Source organism: Amycolatopsis kentuckyensis, assembly GCF_002155975.1.
Classification (GTDB): Bacteria; Actinomycetota; Actinomycetes; order Mycobacteriales; family Pseudonocardiaceae; genus Amycolatopsis; species Amycolatopsis kentuckyensis.
Genome location: NZ_MUMI01000093.1, coordinates 1 through 20,867, shown reverse-complemented (window position 1 = coordinate 20,867; position 20,867 = coordinate 1). Strand labels below are relative to the sequence as shown.

Annotated in this window: 18 protein-coding genes; 12 read left to right on the top strand and 6 right to left on the bottom strand. The window is 70.8% G+C overall.

Annotated elements, in window-relative coordinates; genetic code table 11:
• Positions 1–267 precede the first annotated feature (267 nt).
• Positions 268–894, bottom strand: a complete 627-nt coding sequence (locus CCN39_RS50660) for a hypothetical protein (RefSeq protein WP_167455030.1) — start codon at positions 892–894, stop codon at positions 268–270.
• Between the two features lie 245 nt (positions 895–1,139).
• Here CCN39_RS50660 and CCN39_RS09990 point away from each other — a divergent pair, with 245 nt between their 5' ends.
• Together CCN39_RS09990 and CCN39_RS09985 are read left to right on the top strand one after the other, a co-directional pair.
• The gene (locus tag CCN39_RS09990) at positions 1,140–2,192 is read left to right on the top strand and encodes a polyprenyl synthetase family protein (RefSeq protein WP_086840602.1); all 1,053 of its coding nucleotides are present in this window, start codon (positions 1,140–1,142) and stop codon (positions 2,190–2,192) included.
• A 23-nt stretch (positions 2,193–2,215) separates the two neighbouring features.
• The gene (locus CCN39_RS09985; protein ID WP_086840600.1) at positions 2,216–3,454 is read left to right on the top strand and encodes a sunset domain-containing protein; all 1,239 of its coding nucleotides are present in this window, start codon (positions 2,216–2,218) and stop codon (positions 3,452–3,454) included.
• On the opposite strand, the gene CCN39_RS09980 is transcribed toward CCN39_RS09985, so the two are convergent.
• From CCN39_RS09980 to CCN39_RS09965, 4 genes are all read right to left on the bottom strand, one after another.
• Entirely contained in the window at positions 3,447–3,797 is a 351-nt protein-coding gene (locus CCN39_RS09980) for a VOC family protein (protein ID WP_244210707.1), read from the bottom strand. The two genes, CCN39_RS09985 and CCN39_RS09980, sit on opposite strands and share 8 nt — an antisense overlap.
• Before the next feature lie 96 nt (positions 3,798–3,893).
• Positions 3,894–4,958 carry a 2-oxoacid:ferredoxin oxidoreductase subunit beta gene (locus CCN39_RS09975; RefSeq protein ID WP_086840597.1) on the bottom strand — a complete coding sequence of 355 codons (1,065 nt, stop codon included), beginning with the start codon at positions 4,956–4,958 and terminating at the stop codon, positions 3,894–3,896.
• Positions 4,955–6,880, bottom strand: coding sequence for a 2-oxoacid:acceptor oxidoreductase subunit alpha (locus tag CCN39_RS09970; protein ID WP_086840595.1), 1,926 nt, complete (start codon positions 6,878–6,880; stop codon positions 4,955–4,957). Before CCN39_RS09970 ends, CCN39_RS09975 begins: the two co-directional genes overlap by 4 nt.
• 258 nt (positions 6,881–7,138) lie before the next feature.
• Positions 7,139–7,903, bottom strand: a complete 765-nt coding sequence (locus tag CCN39_RS09965) for an enoyl-CoA hydratase (protein WP_086840593.1) — start codon at positions 7,901–7,903, stop codon at positions 7,139–7,141.
• A gap of 36 nt (positions 7,904–7,939) precedes the next feature.
• Between CCN39_RS09965 and CCN39_RS09960 the strand changes: the two genes are divergently transcribed.
• Positions 7,940–8,329: a hypothetical protein gene (locus tag CCN39_RS09960; protein ID WP_086840591.1), complete on the top strand. Its 390-nt coding sequence runs from the start codon at positions 7,940–7,942 to the stop codon at positions 8,327–8,329.
• Positions 8,330–8,629: 300 nt separating this feature from the next.
• Here CCN39_RS09960 and CCN39_RS09955 read toward each other — a convergent pair whose 3' ends face one another.
• Entirely contained in the window at positions 8,630–9,076 is a 447-nt protein-coding gene (locus CCN39_RS09955) for an Lrp/AsnC family transcriptional regulator (RefSeq protein ID WP_033261465.1), read from the bottom strand.
• Between the two features lie 74 nt (positions 9,077–9,150).
• Between CCN39_RS09955 and ddaH the strand changes: the two genes are divergently transcribed.
• From ddaH to CCN39_RS09910, 9 genes are all read left to right on the top strand, one after another.
• Positions 9,151–9,987, top strand: coding sequence for a dimethylargininase (gene ddaH, locus CCN39_RS09950; RefSeq protein WP_086840590.1), 837 nt, complete (start codon positions 9,151–9,153; stop codon positions 9,985–9,987).
• 81 nt (positions 9,988–10,068) lie between these two features.
• Entirely contained in the window at positions 10,069–10,728 is a 660-nt protein-coding gene (locus tag CCN39_RS09945; protein WP_086840588.1) for a polysaccharide deacetylase family protein, read from the top strand.
• 211 nt (positions 10,729–10,939) lie between these two features.
• A complete protein-coding gene (locus CCN39_RS09940) occupies positions 10,940–11,635 on the top strand; it encodes a glycoside hydrolase family 75 protein (protein WP_086840586.1) in 696 nt (231 codons plus the stop codon).
• 194 nt (positions 11,636–11,829) lie between these two features.
• Positions 11,830–13,140, top strand: a complete 1,311-nt coding sequence (locus CCN39_RS09935) for a nucleotide sugar dehydrogenase (protein ID WP_086840584.1) — start codon at positions 11,830–11,832, stop codon at positions 13,138–13,140.
• The gene (locus CCN39_RS09930) at positions 13,121–14,311 is read left to right on the top strand and encodes a glycosyltransferase family 4 protein (protein WP_086840582.1); all 1,191 of its coding nucleotides are present in this window, start codon (positions 13,121–13,123) and stop codon (positions 14,309–14,311) included. The genes CCN39_RS09935 and CCN39_RS09930 overlap by 20 nt, the downstream gene beginning before the upstream one ends.
• 109 nt (positions 14,312–14,420) lie before the next feature.
• Positions 14,421–15,779 (top strand): exopolysaccharide biosynthesis protein, encoded by a 1,359-nt coding sequence (locus tag CCN39_RS09925; RefSeq protein WP_167455029.1) that lies wholly within the window; start codon positions 14,421–14,423, stop codon positions 15,777–15,779.
• Positions 15,776–17,539, top strand: a complete 1,764-nt coding sequence (locus CCN39_RS09920; protein ID WP_086840580.1) for a Wzz/FepE/Etk N-terminal domain-containing protein — start codon at positions 15,776–15,778, stop codon at positions 17,537–17,539. The genes CCN39_RS09925 and CCN39_RS09920 overlap by 4 nt, the downstream gene beginning before the upstream one ends.
• Positions 17,540–17,578: 39 nt before the next feature.
• Positions 17,579–19,489, top strand: a complete 1,911-nt coding sequence (gene asnB, locus CCN39_RS09915) for an asparagine synthase (glutamine-hydrolyzing) (RefSeq protein ID WP_086840578.1) — start codon at positions 17,579–17,581, stop codon at positions 19,487–19,489.
• Positions 19,486–20,867: zinc-dependent alcohol dehydrogenase (locus tag CCN39_RS09910; protein ID WP_143263996.1), on the top strand; the 1,382-nt coding region annotated here is incomplete at its 3' end. The genes asnB and CCN39_RS09910, both read left to right, overlap by 4 nt.

Genomic DNA, 20,867 nt, shown 5'->3' with positions numbered 1-20,867 from the left:
GAGACAGCATAAGCCCCGGCAACCGGAACCCCATCAGGCCCCGGCAGCTCCCAGTCCCCGCCCGGGTCGTAAATCGGTCCCTCAGGCATGGCGCCGCACCGGAACAGTCGTCATCAGCTCTCCCCTAGCTTGCAGTGTGCTCCACCCCGAGCACCCTGCGTATCCGACGCCTCGCACCCTACCAAGGTTCCCGCGAAGGAAAAGCCGAGGTCACGAGGGCCGCGGCGGTCCTCTCGGCGCTCTCCCAAGCCGCGGCCCTCGTGACGTCTACGGGGTTGGGGTGCAGCTTGTGCGCCCCAATGTCACCGAGCCGGTGATGCCCGATGGCGGGAGGAAGTCGATGCGCAGCATCGTCAAGGCGATGCTTCCGTCGCCCGGGAGGGTCTGGATGTTGAACACCGCGTTCGCCAGGACCGTTCCGTCCGGTTTCCGCAACGGGGACACGTGCCCCACCGGCACCGGGCTCGGGGGGTTCGGGATCCCCGACAGGCCGCTGTACGTCCAGTTCGCGTTCGTCTGCGTCTGCGTCCCCACGCACGTCACCGTGAAACTCGACAGCTTCACCCGGGGCCCGCCCGCGCTCACCAGGGCCGACAGCTCGAAGTTCTTGCCCGTCGCCGACGAGGTCGTCGACGTCGAATCCGGAGATTTCGTGCAGGACGACGTTCCGCCGCCGAAAGTGACCCCCGGCTTCGAGATCACCTGGGCCGTTGCGCTCGTCGGGCCGTCGATCGAACAGTGGCCCTGGGCCGCTACCTCGACCTGCGAGCCCGCCTTGGTGAACGAAGCCGCGCCGATGTCCGCCACGCCCGGCTCCGGGGCCGCCGAAGCAGGCGAAGCGCCTGAAGCTGCCAGGCCCGTCACCACCAAGGCCGTGACGATCGTGCTGCGCATCCGGTGTCCTCCTCGCCGCCGGAGAGGGCCGTGGTCGGCCGCTCTTCCACGACTGAATATCCGCCCGCCGGAGACGTCCGTTGCGCCCGGGAACTCCGATCACCCTTTCGAGGATCGCCAACCACCCGGGCGGTGTCATGTTCATCACCGTTTCCGCAGGACAGCGGGTAAACGACCGCGCGGCGGAGCCACTACGCTCAAGGGGCAACCGACCGGTGCACGAGTAGAGCGGAGCCGACGTGTCTGTGCCTTCCCCAGCCCCCGGGGCGGGATCCCTCCCCGCTGCGCCGGGCGGCGCCCTCGACGACCTGCGGGCGTCGGTCGGGCTGCAGATCGCCGACGAAACCCTGCTGCGGTCGATCGCCGGCGGGCTGACCGAGGTCGAGAAGCTGCTGCGCGAGGTCGTCCGCAGTGACGTCCAGGCGGTCAACGACGCCGCGTTGCACCTGGTCGAGGCGGGTGGCAAACGCTTCCGTCCGCTGTTCACCCTGCTCTCCGCGCAGTTCGGCCCGAAGCAGGACGACCACGTCATCATCGCCGCCGCCGCGGTCGAGCTGGTGCACCTCGCCACGCTCTACCACGACGACGTCATGGACGAGGCCACCATGCGGCGCGGCGCCGAGAGCGTCAACGCCCGCTGGGACAACACCATCGCCATCCTCACCGGCGACTTCCTCTTCGCGCACGCCTCGCGCCTGGTCGCCGACCTCGGCACCGACGCCGCGCGGATCATCGCCGAGACCTTCGGCGAGCTGGTCACCGGCCAGATGCGCGAGACCGTCGGCCCCGGCCCGGATGACGACGCCGTCGCGCACTACCTCACCGTGATCGCGCAGAAGACCGGCTCGCTCATCGCCACCTCCGGCCGGTTCGGCGGCATGATGTCCGGCGCCGCCGAGGAGCACATCGAGGCGCTGCGCCGGTTCGGCGACATCATCGGCACCGCCTTCCAGATCTCCGACGACATCATCGACATCGCGTCGCCGTCCGACGAGCTCGGCAAGGCGCAGGGCACCGACCTGCGCGAAGGCGTCCGGACGCTGCCGATGCTGTACGCGCTGGCCGACCCGGGCACCGACCCGCGGCTGGTCGAGCTGCTGTCCGGCCCGATCGGCGACGACGCGCTCGTGCAGGAGGCGCTGGAGCTCCTCCGGGTGAGTAGCGGACTCGATCGAGCACGCGTCACCCTTTCCGACTACGCTCAGCGCGCGCGAGCCGAGCTCACCGCGCTGCCGGCCTCACCCGCCCGGGACGCGTGCGAGTCGGTCGCCGACTACCTGGTCGCGCGCACGCGCTAAGCACTTAACAGGGGCAGGAAAAGATGTCCATATTCGGACAGGTCTGGCTGTGGAGCCTCGCCGCGTTCTTCGTCGGGGTCCTCCTCACCTGGCTGGTACTGGTGCTGCCGCTCCGCAAGAGCGTCCGCCGCCTCGAGAGCTCGCTGGCGCAGGCCCACGCCGACGCCGCGCGCACCCCCGCGAACGCGGCCGCGGTCGGCGGCGGCACCGAGGCGTTCCGCCGGCCGGAGCCGCGGCGCGAGCCGGAGCCGTCCCGCCAGGAGACCTCCTACCCCGGCACGCTGGTCGCCGCGCCGCCGATCCACCGCGACGACGTCCACGACGACATCGACGAGGACTTCGCCGAGCTGGACGCGCAGGTGCCGCTGCGGATGCCGCCGGAGCCGGAGCCCCTCCGCGCGCCCGAGCCGGAGCTCGAGGAAGACGACCCGTACCGGAGCGCGGCCTCCCAGTTCCTGACGCCGGACGACGAGCCGGAGCGCGCCACCGCGACGCAGTACCTGGCCCCGGTCGGGGATTCGTTCGACGACGAGCCGGAGCCCGAGTCGCCGGCGTTGTCGCGGCTCGAGCACAAGCTCGACCCGGACCCGGCGGGCTCGCTGTTCCAGCCTCCGGCCGGCGAGGCGCCGACGCCGGACTGGTTCGACCACGAGCAGCCGTCCGAGCGGTCGGCGTTCGAAGAGCCGGTGGAGCGCACCCGCTTCATCACCGAGCACCCGGGTTCGGTGCGCCAGGACGAGCCGGAAGAGGACGAGCCGCCGCAGTACGCGTTCGGCGGTGACATCACCGAAAGCGAGCTGGACGTGCCCCCGGAGACCCCCGCCGAAGCGACGCAGGTGCTGCCGAAGCGGCAGCCTCGGGACGCGGTGCGCGGCGGGTTCGACGCGCCGCAGCCGATCCAGCCGTCGATGCGCACGGTCGAGCGCCGTGAACCGGACCTGTCCGGGGCGCACAGCGGCTCGCTGTTCGAGCCGTCGGTCCAGCCGAACCAGGCGGCGGCCGCCGCCGGTGTCGTGGCGCCGGAGCCGCCCCCGGCCCGTCAGGCGGCGGGCGACTCGGTCCCGCCGGGCCCGTTCGGCCCCGGTTCGGCGATGCCGCGCCCGGGCGGCGGGGCACCCAGCGACAGCTTCGCGGTGAAGGCCAGCGTCACGGCTTTGCGGTACTGCACCGAGGAATCGGCGCAGTTCCCGAAGATGGTCGCCGAGGTCTGGTTCCGGACGGCCGAGGACGCCGAGCGCGTCGGGTTCCGGCCGCTCAGCTGAGCTTCGGCCCGGCCTGGAACAGCACGAGGGCCGCGCCGCCGGGATCGGTGACCACCACCAGCGAACCGAACGGCAGCTCGGTGCGCTCGCGCACCAGGGTTCCGCCCAGCTCCAGGGCTTTCGCCGCGGCGGCGTCCACATCGGACACCGGCGCGTAGGGCAGCCACTGCGGCGCCCGGTCGTCGCCGGGTGCCAGCTCGGTGAGGCCTGCCCAGGGTGCGCCGCCGGTCGTCAGCAGCGTGTTGTCGGCCTCCCAGCCCAGCAACTCGGCGAAGAACCGCTTGCTGCCCGCGGGGTCGGTGGTACGGACGTCGAAGAACACGAAAGGTGATTCAGGTCGCATGGCCTAAAACTTAGGACACTTGTCCCAACGAGGGCAACCCCGGAAATGCCGAAGGCCGCCATGCCCGGGCATGGCGGCCTTCGGGGAAGCAGCGGGTTACGCGACCGTCCAGGTGTCCTTGCCGCGCAGCAGACCCTGCAGGTCCGGCTTGCGGGCCGCGCGGGCCGCCTCGACCTGGGCGCGGGCGCCGTCGTCGTAGGTCGGGCGCTCGACCTGGCGGAGGATGCCCGTGGGGACGTGGTTGAGGTTCTGGTCGCCCAGGCGCGAGAGCGCGAACGCGTACGACGTGTCCACGATCGACGGGTCGTGCACGACGATGTCGTCCTCGCCGATGTCGGCGACCTTGGCGACGTCCAGGCCGCCCCAGTCGCCGCGCTTGACGCCGAACTCCTGGTTCGGGCCGAAGCGGATCGGCTCGCCCGCGCGCAGCGGGATCAGCCGGGCGGCGGCCTCGTCGGCGTCCTTGAGGACGTCGAACGCGCCGTCGTTGAAGATCGGGCAGTTCTGGTAGATCTCGACCAGCGCCGACCCGCGGTGCTGCGCCGCCGCCTGGAGGACCTCGGTCAGGCCCTTGCGGTCGGAGTCCATCGCCCGGCCCACGAACGACGCCTCCGCGCCGATCGCCAGCGACAGCGGGTTGAACGGTGTGTCCACCGAGCCCATCGGCGTCGACTTCGTGACCATGCCCTGCCCGGACGTCGGGGAGTACTGGCCCTTGGTCAGCCCGTAGATCCGGTTGTTGAACAGCAGGATCTTGATGTTCACGTTGCGCCGCAACGCGTGGATCAGGTGGTTGCCGCCGATGGACAGCGCGTCGCCGTCACCGGTGACGACCCACACCGACAGGTCCGGGCGCGTCGTCGCGAGCCCGGTCGCGATCGACGGCGCGCGGCCGTGGATCGAGTGCATGCCGTAGGTGTTCAGGTAGTACGGGAAGCGCGACGAGCAGCCGATACCCGAGATGAAGACGATGTTCTCGCGCTTGAGGCCGAGCGTCGGCAGGAACGACTGGACCGCGTTGAGGACGACGTAGTCGCCGCAGCCGGGACACCAGCGGACTTCCTGGTCGGACTTGTAGTCCTTGGCCTTCTGCGGTTCGTCGGTGGTGGGCACAAGGTCCAGGCCACCGATGGTCGGGAGCCCGATATCGATCGCGGTCATCGTGCCGCCTCCGTAGTAACGCCGGTGATGATCTCCGAGAACAGGTTCTGCAGCTCTTCGGCCTTGAACGCCATGCCGGCGACCTTGGTGTGCGAGTGGACGTCCACCAGGTACTTCGCCCGCAGCAGCAGCGACAGCTGGCCCAGGTTCATCTCCGGCACCACGACCTTGTCGTAGCTGCGCAGGATGTCGCCGAGGTTGGCCGGCAGCGGGTTGAGGTGCCGCAGGTGCGCCTGCGCGATCGGCAGGCCGAGCTTGCGCACGCGACGGCAGGCCGCGCCGATCGGGCCGAACGAGCTGCCCCAGCCGAGCGCGAGCACGCGGGCCTTGCCGCCGCTCGGGTCGTCGACCACGAGGTCGGGGACGTCGATGCCGTCGACCTTCGCCTGCCGCAGCCGGACCATCTTGTCGTGGTTGGCCGGGTCGTAGGAGATGTGGCCGGTCTTGTCGGCCTTCTCCAGCCCGCCGATGCGGTGCTGCAGGCCCGGCGTGCCGGGGATCGCCCAGGCCCGGGCGAGGGTCTCCGGGTCGCGGACGTACGGCCAGAATTCGCCGCTGTCGTTGTCGGCGTTGGGCTCGGACGCGAACTCGACGCTCAGGTCGGGCAGCGTCTCGACGTCCGGGATCAGCCACGGCTCGGAGCCGTTCGCGATCGCGCCGTCCGACAGCAGCAGCACCGGCGTGCGGTACTTCAGCGCGATCCGGGTCGCCTCGACGGCCGCGTCGAAGCAGTCCGCCGGTGACAGCGGCGCGATGATCGGGACCGGCGACTCGCCGTTGCGGCCGAACATCGCCTGCAGCAGGTCGGCCTGCTCGGTCTTGGTCGGCAGGCCGGTGGACGGGCCGCCGCGCTGGACGTCGATGACGACCAGCGGCAGCTCCACCATCACGCCGAGGCCGACGGCTTCGGACTTCAGCGCGACACCGGGCCCGGACGTCGAGGTGACGCCGAGCGCGCCGCCGTAGGACGCGCCCAGCGCGGCGCCGATGCCGGCGATCTCGTCCTCGGCCTGGAAGGTGATGATGCCGAAGTTCTTGTGCTTGGACAGCTCGTGGAGGATGTCCGACGCCGGGGTGATCGGGTACGTGCCGAGCAGGATCTGCAGGCCGGAGCGCTGCCCGGCGGCCACGATCCCGTAGGCCAGCGCGGTGTTGCCGGTGATCTGCCGGTAGGTGCCCTGCTTCAGCTTCGCCGGGGCGACCTGGAACGTCGTCGCGAACGACTCGGTGGTCTCGCCGTAGTTCCAGCCCGCGCGGAAGGCCAGGATGTTCGCCTCGGCGATGTCCGGCTTCTTCGCGAACTTCTCGCGCAGGAACCGCTCGGTGCCCTCGGTCGGCCGGTGGTACATCCACGACAGCAGGCCGAGCGCGAACATGTTCTTGCAGCGCTCGGCGTCCTTCTTGCCGAGGCCGGTGTCGGCGAGCGCGCCCTGGGTCAGGGTCGACATGGCGACCCGGTGCACCTGGTACGGCGCGAGCGTGTCGTCGTCCAGCGGGTCCGTCGCGTAGCCGACCTTGGTCAGGTTGCGCTTGATGAACTCGTCGGTGTTGAGGATGATCGTGCCGCCGTGCGGGACGTCGGCGAGGTTCGCCTTCAGCGCGGCCGGGTTCATCGCCACCAGCACGTCCGGCCGGTCGCCGGGGGTGAGGATGTCGTAGTCGGCGAAGTGCACCTGGAAGCTGGAGACGCCGGGGATGGTGCCCTGTGGCGCGCGGATCTCGGCGGGGAAGTTCGGCATCGTCGACAGGTCGTTGCCGAACGCGGCGGCCTCGGACGTGAAGCGGTCGCCGGTCAGCTGCATGCCGTCACCGGAGTCGCCCGCGAACCGGATGACCACCCGGTCCAGCTTGCTGACCTCGGTGGGCCTGGTTGCGGCGAGCGAGCCGTGACCAGCGCCGTTGCCGTTCGCACTCGTGCTCATGGGTCAGGGATTCCCTCTCTCCCGACGGTACGGCTTCCGTTCGCCTGCCGGTGCCGCGGCTGCGTTCACAGGTCTACTCCCGAGGTTAGCTCGCCCTCAACACCGATGTTGGTAGTGTCCCGGGTGTTGGGCGACCTCATCGATGCTCTTCAATGTCCCCTTCGCAGGTCCGTCAGATACCTGTAACTGATGGTAACGGGTAGCCGCTGTGCCGCGTTGTGACGCGTGTCTCCCGCAGGGTAGGGCCGTCCGATCCAGTCACGGCCGAGAACGGATCCGGTCCCGCATCAGGGAAAGCCGTTCGGCGAACTCCGGTGACGCCAGCGAGGCCAGCTGCGGCCGGATCTCGACGTCGACCGCGTCACTGTGGTCGGCCAGGCGCGCGGTGGCACGCAGACTGCGCTTGGTGGCGATCAGTGCTTCGCGCGGCGCGGCCACGGCGGGGTGAGCGAGCTCACGCGCGGCGGTCAGCAGTTCGTCATGGCCGCCGTCGACGACGCGCAGCGCCAGCCCGGCCCGCACGGCGGCTTCGGCGTCGAGCGGCTGCCCGAACAACGTCATGGCGGCGGCCTGCTGCGGGCCGGCGAGCCGCTGCGTCATCCAGGTCATCCCGCCGCCGGGGTGCAGCCCGAGTTCGAGGAACCGGGCGACGAACTTCGCCCGCGGCCCGGCCAGCCGGACGTCCGCGGCGAGGGCGAGGTTCAGCCCGGCCCCGACGGCGGCGCCCCCGACGGCGGCAATGGTCGGCAGCTCGCACCGCGCGACGGCGAGGAAGCCTTCGTAGATGGCACGCAGGCCGGGCTCGTCGGCCTGTTTGAGGGTGGACAGGTCGGCACCGGCGCAGAAGGCGGGCGGCGTGCCGGTGACGACGACGGCGTGCACGGACTCGTCCTGTTCCGCGGCCGCGACGGCGGCGGCGAGCTGAGCGGAGAGGTCGAGGGTCAGCGCGTTCCGGCTGCCGGGAGCGTCGACGGTCAGCAGGGCGACGCCGCCGGAGTGCTCGCTGACGATGCGGTCGGTCATGGGCTCAGCGTGGCACGGTCCGGTATTACTGGGGGCATGGGGGAACTGGTCGGGGTGCTGGTCAAGGGGATCGTCGTGCTGGCGGGGAACCTGCTGACGACGATCGACACGGTCGAGCTGTTCGGCGGACGCCGCCGCCGGGCCCGGGCCGCGGCGTCGGCTCGGGGGGAGCGCGTGGAGTACCCGTGCGTCCTGCGTTCCGAGGAGCTGACGTCCGGACGCGAGCGGCGCGGCTGGCTGGTGGTCGGGGACGGGCCGGTGCGGTGGCGGTCATTGCGCTCGGAGCCGGTGGAGTTCCAGCCGGGGGAGCTGACGATGCAGGCGGTCGATCGGCAGGCGGTGACGTTCCACGGAGCGGGCGGCCGGACGGAGCTGCGGCTGCACCCGGACGAGGCCCCGGCGGTCCTGCGAGCACTGGGCGGCTGAGGTCGCGGGTCCGGCGCTCGAGGCCTGCGACGACCTCGACCGGATCGCCGGGCTCGGTGGTCGTGCTCGGCCCGGCGATCCGGTCGGAGAGCACCGTCGCCCGGGGGAGCCGGGCATGTGCGGAATCTCCGTGCCGCGCGCCGGGGGTGCGTTCGTCGAGTAGGTCCGGGCGTCCCGCATCACGCGCAGAGGGGCGTGGTGGGTGAGCAACTCGGGCGCTGCTCGGTCGCCGGTGGGGGAGTAGCTCGGGGGTGCTGCCGGTCGCCGAGCAGCTCGGGGCTTCGCCGCTGGCCGGAGGCCTCACTGCTCCGGAGTGGGCGGCCGCTCCAGCAGCCGCGAGAGCACCACCGTCGACACCGTCCGGTCCACGATCTCCAAGCCCCGCAGGCGCTCCAATGCCGTCTCCAGGTGGTGGATGTCCGCCGCCCTCAGGTGGACGATTGCGTCCGCCGCGCCCGATACCGTGTACGCCGCCACCACCTCCGGCAGCGGTTCGAGGCGAGCCCGGATGCGGGCCGGTGTGATGTTGCCCTGGCACGTGACCTCGACGAACGCCTCCGTTCCCCAGCCCAGCGCCTCCGGGTCGACCACCGCCGTGAAGCCCCGCAGGATGCCCGTTTCGAGGAGCCGGTCGACCCGCCTCTTCACCGCCGGCGCCGACAGGCCGACCACCTTGCCGATCTCCGCGTAGCTTGATCGCGCGTTCGCCACGAGACACGAAACGATTCGCTGGTCGATGGTGTTCACACGCAACATTTAGCACAGATACGCGCAGCGAACAGCGATTGATTGCGATATTAGGCGCCCCTTACCCTGCAACCATGCAGGCGATGCGCGTACCGACCACCCGTCGATACCTGATGTGTCCCCCGCGTCACTTCGCGGTGGACTACGTGATCAACCCCTGGATGGACCCGACCCAGCCGGTCAGCGCCGACGTCGCCGTCGCGCAGTGGACCGAGCTGCGCGACACCTATCGCCGCCTCGGCCACACCGTCGAGGAGATCGAGCCCCAGCCCGGCCTGCCCGACATGGTCTTCGCCGCCAACTCCGGCACCGTCGTCGACGGCCGCGTGCTCGGCTCGCGGTTCCGCGCCCCGCAGCGCGCCGCCGAGGCCGAGCACTTCCGCCGCTGGTTCGTCGAGCACGGCTACCGCGACATCACCATGCCGGAGAAGATCAACGAAGCCGAAGGCGACTTCGCCTGGACCGGCTCCCTGCTGCTGGCCGGCACCGGCTTCCGCACCGACCCGGCCGCGCACGCCGAGGCGCAGGAGGTCCTCGGCGTCCCGGTCGTCTCGCTGCAGCTGGTCGACCCGCGCTACTACCACCTCGACACCGCGCTGTTCGTGCTCGCCGAGGCGACGGACACGACCCGCGCGCAGATCGTCTACTACCCCGAGGCCTTCTCCGCCGGCTCGCGCCGCGTGCTGGAGCGGGTTTTCCCGGACGCGGTCCTCGCGACCCGGGAAGACGCCGAGTGCTTCGGCCTGAACGGCGTGTCCGACGGCCGCAACGTCGTCCTGCCCGTCGAGGCCACCCGATTGGGTGAACTTCTCGCGGCGCGGGGGTACGAGCCCGTGTACGTCGACATCTCTGAGCTGCGAAAAGCCGGCGGCGGCCCGAAGTGCTGCACGCTGGAGATCCGCAAAGGCTGAATCACGGCCGAAATGTGTAACTCACCCGTTTGCCATTGCGATTAATCGAAGTAACAAATCGACTACTCGCGGTGGCAGGCGGTGGGAGTGGTGACGGTGATCCTCGCCGTGCACGGGGTGGGCCGGCCGGCGCGCCAGCTCGACCCCGGTGAAGACGAGCGCTGGCTGACCCTCGAGCAGTTCGAGCGCGTGCTCGACGTCGCCGCGGACCGCGAAGACGTCCGGCTCACCTTCGACGACGGCAACGAATCCGACGTCGAGATCGTGCTGCCGCGGCTGGCCGACCGCGGGCTGACGGCGGAGTTCTTCCCGCTCGCCGGCCGGCTCGGGCAGCGCGGCTACCTCGACCGCGACGGGCTGCGCGAACTCGTGCGCGCCGGCATGGAGATCGGCTCGCACGGCTGGGAACCGCGCGACTGGCGGCGGCTCGACGACCGGCACGCCGACCGCGAGCTGAAGGACGCGCCGAAACTGCTCGGCGACCTGTGCGGCCGGCCGGTGCGGCGGTACTCGCTGCCGTTCGGCGCGTACGACCGGCGCGTGCTCGCGCGGCTGCGGCAGGCGGGTGCCACCCGGGTGTATTCGAGCGACGGCGGCGCGGCCCGCCGCGACGGCTGGCTGCAGGCCCGCACCGAGCTCCCGCACGACCTCGACGGGGATTGGCTCGACGGCCTGTTCGCCGGCTCGCGGCGCCGGGCGGCGCACTGGGCGAACCGCCTCTTCCGGCGGGCTGCCCGGTAACCGCCGCGCTCCCCGGAAGCCCCCGGCTCCTCGTCCCGGCGAGCGGGACACCGCCTTCCGCGCACCCGGACCGATGAGCAGCCTTTTCGTCAACTTCGGCCACCTGATGGGAAATTCCCGCACCCGCGGGTCTTGAACGCCGCCGCCTCCGCGGTGCATCCTGGTGCCCCGCCGCCGAAAGGAAAGTTTCCTAACTAAGGGAGCACCAGGAATGCGGAAACTGATCCTGCTCGCGACGCTCGCGCTGGCGGCGGCCGTGATGCCGTCGGCCCTCGCGTCGGCGGCGCCCGCCCCGGCCGCGGCGCCGGCCACCGTGGCAGCCGCCCCCACCGCCGCTCAGCTGCTCGCCAAGACCACCGGCTGCAAGCAGATCTCGAACGGCAAGTACAAGACCGACGAAGACGTCTCGAGCAAAACCGTCGCCGTCTGCGACGCCAACGGGGCGGTCTTCTGGAAAGCCGACATGGACATCGACTGCGACGGCCAGCGCACCACGCAGTGCAACGAGAACACCGACTGCTGCTTCCAGGACGACACGGCGTTCCACCAGTCCGACGGCAAGCCGCTCAACGCTGCGAAGCTGCCCTACATCGTCGTGCCGAGCTCCAGCAGCATCTGGAAGTACTCCTCCTCCGGCCTCAAGGGTGGCGGCTCCTGCGCCGTGATCTACAACGGCAAGGTCGAGTACACGGTCATCGGCGACACCGGGCCGTCGCAGATCATTGGTGAGGCCTCCTACGCCACGGCGAAGGACCTCGGCATCAACCCCGACCCGTCCAACGGCGGCACCGACTCCGGCGTCACGTACATCTGCTTCAAGAACTCGACCGTCTCGCCGATCGAAAACCACGCCAACGCGGTGAGCAAGGGCCAAAGCCTCGCCACCACGTTCGTGAACAACAACTGACACCTATTCACGACCCGGCGGCGAACCGTGGTCTTCGGCCACCGTTCGCCGCCGGATCGAGACGCAATTCTCACTCGGATCCCTTGCGTCTCACCGCAGTCTCACGCTGTCCCCCGTTCGCCACGCCCGCGGTAACGATCCAGGGGCGCCCGCCGACCAACTTGAGGGTCGCGCGGAATAGCGGAGGTTTTGGCGTGAAGATCAGTGTCTTCGGGCTCGGTTACGTCGGTTGTGTCTCCGCCGCGTGCCTGGCGGGGCAAGGGCACCGGGTGGTCGGCGTGGACGTCAACCCGGTGAAGATCGACCTCATCACGCAGGGCAACGCCCCGGTGGTCGAGGAGCGGATCGGCGAGCTGACCGCGGAGGTGGTCGCGAGCGGCGCGCTGAGAGCCACCACCGATGTCGCGGAAGCCGTCGCCGACAGTGAGATCTCACTGGTCTGCGTGGGGACGCCGTCGGCGCCGAACGGCAGCCTCTCGACCGTCTACCTCGAGCGCGTGGCCGAGGAAATCGGGGAAGCGCTCGCGAACAAGAGCGAGCGGCACACCGTCGTCTTCCGCAGCACCATGCTGCCCGGCACCTGCCTCGACCTGCTGGTCCCGATCCTGGAGAAGGCCTCGGGCCGCACCGCCGGGGTCGACTTCGGCGTCGCGGTGAACCCCGAGTTCCTGCGCGAAGGCACCAGCGTCCGCGACTTCTTCGACCCGCCGAAGACCGTCATCGGCGAAATCGACACCGCGAGCGGGGACGCCGTCGCCGGGCTGTACGAGGGGCTGCCCGGCCCGGTGTTCCGCGTGCCGATCCCGGTCGCGGAAATGACGAAGTACGCCGACAACTCCTTCCACGGCCTGAAGATCGGGTTCGCGAACGAGCTCGGCTCGATCTGCCGCGCGCTGGGTCTCGACTCGCACCAGGTGATCGACGTCTTCCTCGCCGACACCAAGCTCAACATCAGCCCCGCCTACCTCAAGCCCGGGTTCGCCTTCGGCGGCTCGTGCCTGCCGAAGGACCTGCGCGGGCTCGTCTACGCCGCGCACCGCGCCGACGTCAGCGTGCCGATCCTGTCGCACGTGCTCGCGTCGAACGACGAACACCTGCAGCGCGCCTTCGACCTCGTCGCGCGCACCGGCAAGCGGAAGGTCGGGCTGTTCGGGCTGTCGTTCAAGCCGGGCACCGACGACCTGCGCGAGTCGCCGCTGGTCGAGCTGGCCGAGAAGCTGCTCGGCAAGGGCTACGACCTGAAGATCTACGACGCCAACGTCAGCCTCTCGCGGCTGATGGGGGCCAACCGCGAGTACATCGAGGGCCGGCTGCCGCACCTCGGCCAGCTGCTCGCCGGGTCCGTCGAAGAAGTCGTGAACCACGCCGACGTCCTGCTCGTGGGCACCAAAGACCCGGACGTGCTGGCGGCCCTGCCGCACGGCCGGGCGATCGTCGACCTCGTCCGCCTGCCCGACGCCGCCGAGCGTCGCCTTGAAGAGGGATATGCCGGCCTTGCCTGGTAAAGCGCTCATCCTCGTCGAAAACCTCTCCGTCCCCTTCGACCGGCGGGTCTGGCAGGAATCCACCACCCTGCGCGACGCCGGGTGGGAAGTCCACGTGATCTGCCCGCAGGGCACGAAACGCGACACCGAGGCCGAAGCCGTCGTCGACGGCGTCCACATCCACCGCTACCCGCTCAAGGCGGCGACCGGCGGCCCCGCCGGCTACCTGCAGGAGTACGGCACCGCGTTGTGGCACACGCTGCGGCTGGCCCGGAAGGTCGGGCCGGTCGACGTCGTGCACGCCTGCAACCCGCCGGACCTGCTGTACCTGGTCGCGAAGGTGCTGAAGCGCCAGGGCGCGCGGTTCATCTTCGACCAGCACGACCTGTGCCCCGAGCTGTACCTCTCGCGCTTCGACCGCGGGCAGGACCTGCTCTACCGCGGGGTCTGCGCGCTCGAACGCGCCACCTACCGCGCCGCCGACGTCGTGATCTCGACGAACGAGAGCTACAAGCAGGTCGCCCGGATCCGCGGCGGCAAGAAGCCCGAGGACGTCTTCGTGGTGCGCAGCGCCCCGGTCGTCGAGCGGTTCCACGAGGTGCCGGCCGAGCCCGAGCTGAAGAAGGGCAAGCCCTTCATGCTGGCCTACCTCGGCGTGATGGGCCCGCAGGACGGCGTCGACTACGCCCTGCGCGCGCTCGCGAAGCTGCGCGACGAGGTCGGCCGCACCGACTGGCACGCCGTGTTCGTCGGCTCCGGCGACGCGTTCGATGACATGGTGGCGCTCTCGGCGAAGCTCGGGCTGGCCAACCAGGTCGAGTTCACCGGCCGGATCTCCGACGAGGACCTGGTCCGCTACCTGTCGACGGCCGACGTCTGCCTGTCGCCGGACCCACTGAACCCGCTCAACGACGTCTCCACGATGAACAAGGTCATGGAGTACATGGCGATGAGCAAGCCGATCGTCTCGTTCGAGCTGCGGGAGGCGCGGGTCTCCGCCGGCGACGCGGCCGTCTACGCCCCGGCGAACGACGAGTCGGCGTTCGCGAAGCTCGTCGCCCAGTTGCTCGACGACCCCGAAGAGCGGGCCCGGATGGGTAAGCTCGGCCAGGCCAGGGTGGCGGGTCCGCTCTCCTGGGAGAACTCCGCGAAGTCTCTGCTCGCCGCGTATGAGCACGCTGTGAAGTCCTGATCGCCGTTCGGTCAAGAACTCACCGGACGTGTAACCAATGCTCTCGGTCTTGCGACGGTTGGGGTAACCGGCCGATCAACTGAACCCGTTCGGCGTACCCGGCTCAGGAATGGAGACCCCGCCGTTGACTGACGACACGGTGCGCCTGGCCCTGGTCGGGCAGGTCCTGAAACGGCGATGGCGGCTGCTGGCCGCCCTCGCCGTCTTGGGTGCGCTGGTCGGCGCCGCGGCGTCGATCCTGTTCTCGCCCGGCTACAAGACGACCTCGGGCGTGCTCCTCCAGGGACCGCGCCAAGCGGACGAGCTGCTGACCCAGGCCGACATCGCCACGGCCTCGGTCGTCCTCGACCGCGCCGCCGCCATGCTGCCGTGGCACCCCAGCGGCGCCGACCTGAAGAAGCAGGTCAGCGCGTCGGTGGCGCAGAGCAACGTCGTGACGATCACCGTCTCCGCCGACACCGCCGAGCACGCCCAGCAGCTGGCCGACCAGGTCGCCCAGCAGTTCGTCAAGTACTCCGGGCAGCTGGCGAGCAACTCGGCCGACGCCTCGGTGCAGCTGGCCCAGGAGCAGCGCGAGTCGCTGCGCCAGCAGGTCAAGCTGACCACGGAGCGGATCAGCGACCTGGCCAAGAACGTCGGCGGCGACCTGACCGTCGAGAGCGTCCAGGTCCGCACCCAGCTCGAAGGCCTGAAGACGTCGCTGGAGCAGGCGATCAACGACCTGAACGAGGCCGACCTCGCGACCGGCGTCGGCAACACCGTGGTGCTCGGGCCGTCCCAGCGCCCGACGTCGCCGGCGGCCCCCACGATGACGCAGTTCGTCGCCGGGGGCGCGGTGCTGTTCTTCCTCTTCGGCGTGTTCGGCCACCTGTTCACCGCCCGCACCGACCGGCGGCTGCGGGGTGAGCCGCAGATCGCGTCCGCGCTCGGCGCGCCGATCCTCGCCGGTGTCGACGTCACCACCCCGCAGGGCGACCGCGTCCCGGCCACCGGCCTCCTCGGCAAGGTGCGGCACCTGCTCGGCGGGGACCGGCCGTGGGTGCTGCCGCCGGTCGCGACGTCGGCCGACGAGGTGAACCGCGACATCCGGTACCGGCGGGTGCTGGCCCGGGTGGCCACCGGACCCGCCGACATCCTGCTGCTGGTGGCCGAGGACGACGAGACCGGCCGCCTGGCCGCCGCCCAGCTCGCCGAGCTGGCCGACCGGCTGTCCGTGCCGCTGCGGGTCTTCGAGTTCTCGCCCGACCGGCCGACGGTGCCGGACGCCACGGCGAGCTCGGGGGTGCTGGTCGTGCTCGGTGCCGGCACGCGCACCGCGTGGCAGCTGGTCCGGCTCGCCGAGGCCTGCGCCGACGGTGGCCAGGAGATCGTCGGGGCCGTCCTCGCCCACCCCGTCCGGCCGAGTGCGCCGGAGAAACCCGGACCCGCGGCGGAAGCCCCCGAGAAAGCCCTGGCAGGTTCGGCGTGACGACTACTCCCGAAACCCCCGCCGCGCCGCTGGTCGACCTCCAGCGGCTGTTCATCGCGATCCGCCGCCGCAAGCGGATCTGGCTGGCCACGGCACTGCTCGGGCTCATCGCGGGCGCGGCGCTCGCGGTCGTGCTGCCCGCGCCGCCGACCGCGGTCGCCAAGGTGATCGTGGTCCACCAGGACGACTCGCCGACCGACAGCGGCACGCTGATGCGCACCGACGTCGCCGTGCTGCAGACCGCCCCGATCGCGGCAGGCGCGCTGAAGAAGGTGGGCAGCACCGACTCGCCCGAAGACTTCATGAAGAACTACGCGGGCCTCGGGCTGACCAACAACATCCTGCAGATCACCGTCAAGGCCAAGAGCAACGAAGAGGCCGTGGCGAAGGCGCAGGCGCTGGCCGAAACGTTCATCGCCGACCACGTCAAGCGCAGCCAGGCGGCCGCGGCCGCCCAGTCGCAGGCCATCCTCGACCAGCGGAAGAACGCCCAGGACGAGCTGGGCAAGCTCGAGCAGCAGATCGTCGACGAGGAAGGCAAGGGCCGCCAGGCCAGCCAGCCCACCCTCGAAAGCTTCTACAGCCGCCGCGCCGCGCTGACCGCGCAGATCTCGGACTTCACCTCGCGCGCCCAGCAGGCCGGCATCGGCAGCCCGCAGGTCGCCGCGGGCACCCAGGTCGTCGACGCGGCCCGTGCGCTGCCCAAGGCGTTCCTCAAGACCACCGCGACCAACGCCGGCATCGGGTTCGCGCTCGGCCTGGCCCTCGGGCTCGCGCTGGTCGCGGTCGGCGCCGTCTCGCGAGACCGGCCGGTGCTGCGCCGCGAGATCTCGACGCACCTCGGCGCGTCCGTGATCGCGCAGCTGCCGTCGAAGCTGCGCGGGCCGGCCCGGCTGTGGCGGCGCTCGCGCGCGGTCTCCGAACGCAAGCGCGTCGCCACGACACTGGCCAGGCTCATCAAGAAGGACCCGCGCGAGGTGTCGCTGCTGGAGCTCGGCGCGCCGAAGGTCGCTGCCGCGCTCGGCCTGGACATCGCCGCGGAGCTGGCCGCCGACGGTGCCGCGAGCGTCGTCGACGACCTGCCGGGCGAGGACGTCCGCAAGCTCGCGCAGGAGACCAAGAGCGACGTCTCCGTGGTCGGCGCCGGCGACCCGCCCGGGAAGCCGGAGGAGCGCCGCGTCGGCGTCGGCACGGTGTCGCCGGGTACGGCGTGGACCGACCTGGAGCACCTCGGAAAGGAAACCGTGCTGGTCGTGAAGGCCGGGCACGCGAACACGCTGTGGCTGCACACCGTCGCGCGGCAGCTGGCCGACCAGGAGATCCCGATCATCGGCGTCGTGCTGGTCGACCCGGACCCGCGCGACAAGTCCGACGGCACGCTCTGGGACGGCCTGCACACGGCCCTGCGCGGCCGCCCGGCGGCGGCGCCCGCCCCGGCCGAGCGCGACGAAGGCCGCCTGGACGAGCTGGTCGCCCGCGTCGCCGAGCGCGTCGCCACGACGGAGCAGCCGACGCGCCGGTTCAGCCCGGTCCGGCCGGTGCTCCCGCCCGCGCTCGCCACCCCGCGGCCACCGGCCTCGCCGCTGCCGCCACCGGGCAGCGTGAGCGTCCCGGACCACCTGAACGCGCCGACGAAGAAATTCGCCCCGGTCAAGCCCCCGAAGCGGCCGACGCCGTTCAAGCGCGATCACGGCGAACCGGCCCACAAGGGCGAACTCAATGCCGGACTCGAGCCAGAAAAGAGCGCGGAGGTCTCCTGACCCACCCGCGCCGCGACCGAAGAGGGGAACGCACCCGAGATGTGCGGCATCGCAGGCACCTACCTCTGGCCGGACGGCGGGCCGCTCACCGACCGGCTGACCAAGACGCTGGCCCACCGCGGCCCGGACGGCTCCGGCCGCTACGAGCACCGGGCCGGCCCCGGTCAAGTCCACTTGGGACACCGGCGGCTCTCGATCATCGACCTGTCCGAGACCGGCGCCCAGCCGATGGTCCTCGACGGCCTCGCGCTGAGCTACAACGGCGAGCTCTACAACGCGCCCGAGCTGCGGGCCGAGCTTTCCGCGGCCGGCGTGCGCTTCCGCGGGACGTCCGACACCGAGGTGCTGCTGCAGGCCTGGCGGCGCTGGGGCACGGACTGCCTGCCCAAGCTGCGCGGGATGTTCGCCTTCGCGCTGTTCGAGGAGGGCACCGGCGAGCTGTTCCTGGTGCGCGACCAGCTGGGCATCAAGCCGCTGTTCTTCGTCCAGCGGAACGGCGGGGTCGCCTTCGCCTCGGAGCTCAAGGCCCTCGCGGGTGAGCTCGGCGGGTCGCTGCAGGTCGACAACGCCGCCCTGATCGCGTCGCTGCTCTACTACTGGGTGCCGGACAGCCGCTGCGCCTACCAGGGCGCGGAGAAGCTGCAGCCGGGTACGTGGCTGCGCTGCCGCCCGGACGGCCAGGTCGACCGCGGCCGGTTCTGGTCGCTGCGCGAGGTCGCCGAGGAGGGCGCGGCCTTCGACGGCGAGGTCGACCTGCACGAGGTGATCGCCGAGTCGACGGCCAAGCACCTGCTCTCCGACGTCCCGGTGGCGACCTTCCTTTCGGGCGGGCTCGACTCCAGCTACCTGACGGCGCTGGCCGCGCGGTCGCAGCCGGGGATCTCGGCCTACACCATCGGGTTCCGGGCCGAGGACGCGAAGTTCGAGGCCATGCCGGACGACCTTCGCTACGCGCGGATCGTGGCCGGGCAGTTCGGCGTCGACCTGCACGAGATCGAGATCGCGCCGCAGGTGCTCGACCTGCTGCCGAAGATGACCTACCACCTCGACGAGCCGATCGGCGACCCGGCGGCGATCAACTCGTTCCTGATCTGCTCCGCCGCGCGCGAGGCCGGCGTCAAGGTGATGCTGTCCGGGATGGGCGCCGACGAGCTGTTCGCCGGCTACCGCAAGCACCTCGCGAACCTGATCGCGCTGCGCTACCACAAGGTGCCGAGTGCGGTCCGGCGGCCGGTGGAGTCCATTGTGGACCGGTTGCCGGTGGCGTCGGCCAAGCGCGGGTACCGGTCGGTGCGGTTCGCCAAGCGGTTCCTGTCCTTCGCGGGCCTGCCCGAGGAGACGGCGTTCCGGCGCAGCTACACGATGTACGACCGCGCGGAGCTGGTTTCGCTGCTGAACCCGGACTTCGCCCCGCTGGTCGACGACGTCCTGACCGAGCACGCCGACACCTACGACGACCAGGCGTTGGACGACTTCGTCAACCGGATGTGCCTGGCCGACTCGCGGATGTTCCTGCCGGGGCTGAACCTGACCTACACCGACCGTTCGACGATGGCGGCGTCCACCGAGGTGCGGACGCCGTTCGTCGACGTCGAGGTCGTGCGGGCGGCGTTCAAGATCCCGGGCAACAAGAAGATCGTCGGCCGCGCCGGGAAGGTGGCGCTGAAGAACGCGGCGCTGAACATCCTGCCGAGCGAGATCGTGCACCGGCCGAAGGGCCTGTTCAGCGCGCCGCTGCGGGCCTGGATGAGCCGTGACCTGGCGCCGCTGGTGCGCGAAGTCGTCAACGAAGGCGTGCTCGTCCAGTCGGGCTTCCTGCAGCGCGAGGCGTTGCAGCGCATGGTCGCCGAGGACGCGGCCGGCCAGGAGGACCGCGGCAAGCACCTCTGGCACGTCTTGACCCTCGAGTATTGGTACCGGAACGCGATGTCTGGAGCGGGAGCGAAGTGAAGCAGGTAGTCCAGAACTACAAGAGCGGGGAACTGGCGCTCCTCGAGGTCCCCGAGCCGGCCTGCAAGGCCGGCGGTGTGCTGGTGCGGACGGTGTACTCGCTGATCTCGACCGGCACCGAGATGATGAAGGTGTCCGAGGCCAGCATGTCCCTGGTGGGCAAGGCGAAGGCCCGGCCCGACCAGGTCGCGAAGGTCATGCAGAGCGTGGCCACCAACGGCCTTTCGGCGACCTACCGCAAGGTGACGTCCAAACTGGACTCCTACACCCCGCTGGGCTACTCGCTGTGCGGCATCGTCGAGCAGGTCGGCGACGGCATCACCGACGTGGCGGTGGGCGACCTGGTGGCGTGCGCGGGCAACGAGCACGCGCTGCACGCCGAGCTGAACTGGGTGCCCAAGAACCTCTACTCGCCGGTGCCCGCCGGCGTCGACCCGCGCCACGCGGCGTTCGGCACCGTCGGCTCGATCGCCATGCAGGGCGTCCGCCGCGGCGAGCCGCAGATCGGCGACGTCGCCCTGGTCATCGGCCTCGGCCTGATCGGCCAGCTGGTCGTGCAGCTGCTGACGTCGTCCGGCGTGCGCGTCGTCGGCGTGGACCCGGACCCGGAGCGCTGCAAGCTCGCCGAGAGCCTCGGCGCGCTGACCTGCGCGCACCCGGCGTCGGGCATCGTGGACACGGCCGTGGACGAGCTGACGCACGGCGCGGGCGTCGACCAGACGTACCTGGCCGCGGGCGGCAACACGAACGACCCGGTGGAGCTGGCCGCGAAGCTGTCGCGCGACCGCGGCCGCGTGATCGACATCGGCAAGTGCAAGCTCGACCTGCCGTGGAACGCCTACTACGAGAAGGAACTGGACGTCCGGTTCTCGCGGTCCTACGGGCCAGGCCGCTACGACCCGTCGTACGAGCTGGAGGGGCGTGACTACCCGATCGGCCAGGTCCGCTGGACCGAGCGCCGCAACCTCGAGTGCGTGCTGGACCTGATCGCGCGCGACCGGCTGGACGTCGAGCCGCTGATCACGCACGTCTCGGACTTCTCCGACGCCGTCTCGACGTACCAGTCGCTGAACGAGGGTGCGTTGAAGGCCGTGGCGGTGCTGTTCCGCTACCCGGACGCGGTCGCCCGGACGGAGCCCGTGGTCACGTCCGCGCGGATCGGGGTGACGGCGGCTTCGCCTGCCGCTGCGCTGCCGGCGGGGCAGCCGGTGCGCCTGGGCTTCATCGGGGCGGGCAACTACGCGTCGTCGATGCTGCTGCCGCACCTGGTGGAGCGCCCGGATGTGCAGCTCAAGCACGTCGCGACGACGTCGGCACTGTCGGGCGCGAACGCGCGGCGCAAGTTCGGCTTCGCTTCGGCGTCGACCGACATCGACGA

Coding starts and splice junctions, on each gene's coding strand:
- CCN39_RS50660 (WP_167455030.1), bottom strand. CDS start 894: ATGCGCAGCACGATCGTCACGGCCTTGGTGGTGACGGGCCTGGCAGCT.
- CCN39_RS09985 (WP_086840600.1), top strand. CDS start 2,216: ATGTCCATATTCGGACAGGTCTGGCTGTGGAGCCTCGCCGCGTTCTTC.
- CCN39_RS09980 (WP_244210707.1), bottom strand. CDS start 3,797: ATGCGACCTGAATCACCTTTCGTGTTCTTCGACGTCCGTACCACCGAC.
- CCN39_RS09975 (WP_086840597.1), bottom strand. CDS start 4,958: ATGACCGCGATCGATATCGGGCTCCCGACCATCGGTGGCCTGGACCTT.
- CCN39_RS09970 (WP_086840595.1), bottom strand. CDS start 6,880: ATGAGCACGAGTGCGAACGGCAACGGCGCTGGTCACGGCTCGCTCGCC.
- CCN39_RS09965 (WP_086840593.1), bottom strand. CDS start 7,903: ATGACCGACCGCATCGTCAGCGAGCACTCCGGCGGCGTCGCCCTGCTG.
- CCN39_RS09960 (WP_086840591.1), top strand. CDS start 7,940: ATGGGGGAACTGGTCGGGGTGCTGGTCAAGGGGATCGTCGTGCTGGCG.
- ddaH (WP_086840590.1), top strand. CDS start 9,151: ATGCAGGCGATGCGCGTACCGACCACCCGTCGATACCTGATGTGTCCC.
- CCN39_RS09940 (WP_086840586.1), top strand. CDS start 10,940: ATGCGGAAACTGATCCTGCTCGCGACGCTCGCGCTGGCGGCGGCCGTG.
- CCN39_RS09930 (WP_086840582.1), top strand. CDS start 13,121: ATGCCGGCCTTGCCTGGTAAAGCGCTCATCCTCGTCGAAAACCTCTCC.
- CCN39_RS09925 (WP_167455029.1), top strand. CDS start 14,421: ATGGAGACCCCGCCGTTGACTGACGACACGGTGCGCCTGGCCCTGGTC.
- asnB (WP_086840578.1), top strand. CDS start 17,579: ATGTGCGGCATCGCAGGCACCTACCTCTGGCCGGACGGCGGGCCGCTC.